Source organism: Bacteroidota bacterium, from assembly GCA_013696965.1.
Lineage (GTDB): Bacteria > Bacteroidota > Bacteroidia > JACCXN01 > JACCXN01 > JACCXN01.
On sequence record JACCXN010000046.1, the window covers coordinates 1 to 4,704 of the forward strand.

At 35.9% G+C, this 4,704-nt stretch carries 8 protein-coding genes; 6 read left to right on the plus strand and 2 right to left on the minus strand.

What is annotated here, in order from left to right; genetic code table 11:
* The 4 genes from H0V01_07610 to H0V01_07625 form a co-directional block, all read left to right on the plus strand.
* On the plus strand, nucleotides 1–352 hold a 352-nt coding region (locus tag H0V01_07610; GenBank protein MBA2583235.1), incomplete at its 5' end, for a copper oxidase.
* 154 nt (nucleotides 353–506) lie between these two features.
* Nucleotides 507–899: a hypothetical protein gene (locus H0V01_07615; protein MBA2583236.1), complete on the plus strand. Its 393-nt coding sequence runs from the start codon at nucleotides 507–509 to the stop codon at nucleotides 897–899.
* 104 nt (nucleotides 900–1,003) lie between these two features.
* Nucleotides 1,004–2,068, plus strand: a complete 1,065-nt coding sequence (locus H0V01_07620) for a YncE family protein (GenBank protein ID MBA2583237.1) — start codon at nucleotides 1,004–1,006, stop codon at nucleotides 2,066–2,068.
* Between the two features lie 40 nt (nucleotides 2,069–2,108).
* Nucleotides 2,109–2,354, plus strand: coding sequence for a hypothetical protein (locus H0V01_07625; protein ID MBA2583238.1), 246 nt, complete (start codon nucleotides 2,109–2,111; stop codon nucleotides 2,352–2,354).
* A 34-nt stretch (nucleotides 2,355–2,388) separates the two neighbouring features.
* On the opposite strand, the gene H0V01_07630 is transcribed toward H0V01_07625, so the two are convergent.
* The gene (locus tag H0V01_07630; GenBank protein MBA2583239.1) at nucleotides 2,389–2,538 is read right to left on the minus strand and encodes a hypothetical protein; all 150 of its coding nucleotides are present in this window, start codon (nucleotides 2,536–2,538) and stop codon (nucleotides 2,389–2,391) included.
* A gap of 203 nt (nucleotides 2,539–2,741) precedes the next feature.
* Between H0V01_07630 and H0V01_07635 the strand changes: the two genes are divergently transcribed.
* Nucleotides 2,742–3,050, plus strand: a complete 309-nt coding sequence (locus H0V01_07635) for a hypothetical protein (GenBank protein ID MBA2583240.1) — start codon at nucleotides 2,742–2,744, stop codon at nucleotides 3,048–3,050.
* Entirely contained in the window at nucleotides 3,037–3,777 is a 741-nt protein-coding gene (locus H0V01_07640; protein MBA2583241.1) for a hypothetical protein, read from the plus strand. Before H0V01_07635 ends, H0V01_07640 begins: the two co-directional genes overlap by 14 nt.
* A gap of 657 nt (nucleotides 3,778–4,434) precedes the next feature.
* Here H0V01_07640 and H0V01_07645 read toward each other — a convergent pair.
* On the minus strand, nucleotides 4,435–4,587 hold the full coding sequence (locus H0V01_07645) for a hypothetical protein (protein ID MBA2583242.1): 153 nt from the start codon (nucleotides 4,585–4,587) through the stop codon (nucleotides 4,435–4,437).
* Nucleotides 4,588–4,704: the final 117 nt, after the last annotated feature.

Sequence of the window (4,704 nt, forward strand, 5' to 3'; positions counted from 1 at the left end):
CTTTATTGGTTTTGACTGGCGTTACAGAAAATTGGGCCACAACGAAATAGAAGAAAATCTTTTTGGTCAAACTAATACCAAAGACAACCGAACTCAATTCAGTTTAGGAGTTAATTACACTTTACCATTGCTAATCATCGCCCAAGCCGAAGTATATCTAGATGGGAATGTGCGTTTTCAATTGATGAGAGAAGACATAACCATTTCCAAAAGATTAAGAGCAGGTTTTATGGTGAATACTGACAAAGAATATATGATTGACTTTCGTTACATTATAAATAAAAATACAGGAATAAGAACTCATTACGACAGCGATATGGGCTTTGGTGTTGGACTAACTTTGAATTATTAATTTCCACGCATTTTGCAAGCACATTTAAAAGCCACACGAGCCAACGCTAAACAATTCTGATAGCTAATCAGTTGAAGCTTATGTAAAAGAAAAAGCATTAAGAATGATAATTAATAATTAAATTATATCTTTACCCTAGCATTATAGTGACTGAATGAAAAGAATAGCCATCATACTTTTAATGTTCCTTTACCTGATACCCGCTATTGGGGTAACAGTAGCGGCTCATTATTGCGGTGGTAAAATCGCATCTGTTTCAATCAACTCTTTTGACACTAAACACAAGTGTCCGTGCGGCAGCAAGAAAATGGCTAAGGACTGTTGCAAAAACAAAACAACTACCATCAAATTTGATGACGAGCAACAAAAAACGCAACAGGTTTTATGCAATAGCATGAAGGTTACGGACTTTCAACCTGCACTTTTAAACAATCTAAATTTTGACTACCATTCTCCGCTTCTTTCAACCGAATTTGACCATAGCACGCATCGACCGGATGACCTAAAGCACCCTCTTTACATCCGTCAATGCGTTTTCCGAATTTGATTTTTTGTTTTTGTTTCAGAGCCGACATGTATTTGTGCTTCGGCTTATTGCGCTTTTAACAGCGCAACAGTTTTGATCATAATTAAAAATCAAAAACAGTAAAAATGAAAATCACAACATCAATTTTTGCGACAGCATCTATCGTTGCTCTTGCTCTTGTCGTTACTATTTCTTCCTGTAAGAAAGACCACGACAACGATCACGACATGGATATGTTCAACATTAACTATCCCGCAGCATACATTGTAAACGGCAGTTCCAATAATATTTCGGTTATCAAACTTGCCGACAACACCGTTAGCGAAACTATTTCCTTGAATGGCGCAACCTATCCGCACCACATCTATCTCAACCCTGCTAAAACAAAATTGGCGGTGGCTATCACCAGCACCGATTTAAGTGGTGGTCATGGAGGACACAGTGGCACACTCAGGGGCTTAAAGGTTCAGATTATTGATGCCATTACCGGAATGATTGACAAAGAAATTGCACTCAGAAAAATGCCACACAATGCAATTTTCAATTCTTCGGGAACAGAACTTTGGATTGGGCAAATGGACACCATTCAAAGCCAGGTGCTGGTTTACAAAACTTCTGACTGGACTTTGCAAAATACTATCAATGTAGGTGTAGGTCTTTCAGAAATCACTTTTTCGACAGATGGTTCAATGGCTTTTGCCTGCAATACAATAGATGGAACTGTTTCCCTCATTGATGCCAAAAACAAAATGATACATGCAACGCTCACCGTTGGGCAAGACCCTGTTGGCGCATGGACGGCAAGTAATGGTAAAATGTTTGTGGACAATGAAACGAGCCAGACAATTTCTGAAATAACGGTTTCGTCTATGAGCGTTGCCGCCACCATCAATCTTGGTTTTAAACCCGGGTATGCAGCTTACAATTCTTCAAATGCTGAATTGTGGGTTTCTGATGCCACAAACGGCAAAGTGGTATATTACACATTTGACGGAACTAATTGGAATACGCAAGGCAACATAACAACTGGCGCAGATGCTCATGCCATTGCTTTTAATGCCGATGGCAGCAAAGCGTATGTTACCAATCAGGGAGCAAACACGGTTTCAGTAATTGATGTGGCTACTCATGCAGTAACGAAAACAATTAATGTAGGCACAAAACCCAACGGAATTGTCATTAAACAGTAATTCAAAAAAATAACTTTCATTTCAATAATAACAAATCAAAATGAAAAAGCAAATCATCATCACAACATTGTCACTGGTAGTAATAATGTTTATCGCTTCGTGCGGAATTAATACTTCCGAAACCAAGAGCAGCACAGAAACCGAAAAGATAGAAACAGCCCAATACCAATGCCCTATGAAATGTGAAGGCAAAAAAAACTACGACAAGCCGGGGCAATGCCCCGTTTGTAACATGGATTTGGAAAAGGTGGAAACAACCCATGAGAACCAAGACCATAATCATTAAACATTTTAATACAAATCGCAATAATGAATATTGTTCACAATGGAAAACAAGCATCACGAATACCAACATACAACAACTGCTGACAATGAACATATAAAGCCATGCTGACAGATAAACATGCAGGCACATCGCTATTATGGCCAGAGGCCTTGTTAATATGAGCGTAGCGGGACGCTACGCTCATATTAACAAGGTGGAAGAGAAGTTGGAACAAGAGAAACGCAGGACTAGCTAAACCAAGGCAAAAGGAAGATATAGAGCAATTTGCAAAAGAAAAAGGAACCCTGCATGTTGTTTTTTGACCATAATGTTTTCGAGACAACTAATTAAACAATATCAAACTGATTTTAATGGTTATCTTTGTATAAACCTTACTATTCCAAAGCAATGGGAAAAATAAAAAGACCATTAGAGAAAAAAAGCGAGAGCCTCCGGAAAAAGGTAGTTGTAAAATCCGGGCGGAAAACAATAAAAGAGGTTGATGATGCAGCCCTCCTTTCAAAGATAGGCAGAGAAAGTGCTGCACAAGCAATCCGGGAATCTAAAGCGCTTGGGTTAACCATCACTTATATGGAAAATGGCATTTTATACGAAGAGGATGCAAAAGGGAAAAAGTCGATAATTAAAAAATTTCCTACAAAAGAAAAGACTTCTGTGCATTTAAAAAAAGGAAAAACTATCCGTGTCAACAATTAAACGTCTACGAATTTTTGCAGGACCAAACGGATCAGGCAAAAGTGTACTTTTCAATAAATTCAGGGAAAATTATATTACAGGATATTTTGTAAATGCAGACGAAATTGAAAAAAAACTTGCAACCAGTGGTTTCATAGATTTATCTGAAGCCGGTTTAAAAACAGAAGCAAAAGATTTAATAAATTTCAAAAAGACTATTGGAGCTAAAAGCTTGTTGGCCAAAACTAATAAGGAAAATAAAACAATTGATATTAAATTGATTGATAACTTTTTAGTTGACAAGGAGAAAGAAACACATAGTTATGAGGCCTCTTTTGCTGCAGCTTTTATCAGGTACATGCTGATTAAAACCAATAAATCATTCTCCTTTGAAACAGTAATGAGTCATCCCTATAAACTTGAAGAAATAAGGCAGGCCAATATCAAGGGTTACAAAACTTATTTATATTTTGTTTGCACAGAAAGTCCTTTGATTAATGTTGCTAGGATTGATAATAGGGTAGATAAGGGGGGACATTCTGTTGATCGGTCAAAAATTGAAGAGAGGTATCTCAAATCTCTGGAAAATTTGCCTGAAGCATTCAAGATAACCCACAGATCTTATTTCTTTGATAATTCTGGTTTAAAAACTCAACTCATCGCAGAAGGCTTTAATGGAAAAGAAATAAAAATATTTACAGAAGATTGTCCTAATTGGTTTATAAATTTCTTTGGCAATATTTTTTAGCTTATTAATTATGGAAGTATCCTCTTTAATGACTTATTTTTGGGATATATATACATAATCTAAGGAAACAAGAATCTTTTCCACCTCAACTATTTTATTGGTCTCAATCGTTAGTAAAAACTATGCACTTTTAGTGAAAGACTTTGATTCTACATAATTTCAATAAATAAGCAAGTTAACTGATTTGATGGTTAGGATTTTATTCCGTTTTACTGAACCTCTGTACTTTAAGTGCAGAGTGGTTTGGTTTCGTGATCGAACGGACTTTTTAGAAAAAATAAAAATCGGTTTTAGCATTGTTGTTGAGCACCAAGCGGCATTTTTTTTATTGCGATAAAAAAAACAAACTATATTTAAATTATTTTAATTATAATTTTTTGTAGTTAAAAATTTGAAAAAAGGGCAATATAGCCGATATGTGTACAGGAAATAGGTGTTTCATGAATAATTTGATTTGATAGTTCTATTTTTATTTGAAAATTTACCTGTGAAATGTTAAGCAGATGCAATAACCGACAGGTGCAAAACAGAATTACATCTCAAATATTCAACCTATGATGGAGTATGTAAATGGAGGGAAAGGTTGTATGGGAAAAAGAAAAATCAGCTTGTAAAACCCATTCTCAAAGAAGGACTTGTTTATTAACTTTAGGCGTTCTACTTACTGCTGTTACACTTGGAACTTTTGTATGGTTCGTTACCGACTTTAGCATTTAATATGCTATTGGGTTCAATCGTTTCATCAACAGATGCAGCAGCCGTATTTTCCATTCTGCGCTCAAAAAGCCTTGCCTTAAAAACTGAGGCCACTGAAAAAGTCTTTTTAAGAATTAAATGTTAATAAAAGGGAGTAGAAACGCAAGTTTATCTACTCCCTTTTTTGTATTTTGTATCAGATTCAAAAGCCTAATATACATGCTGGTACAA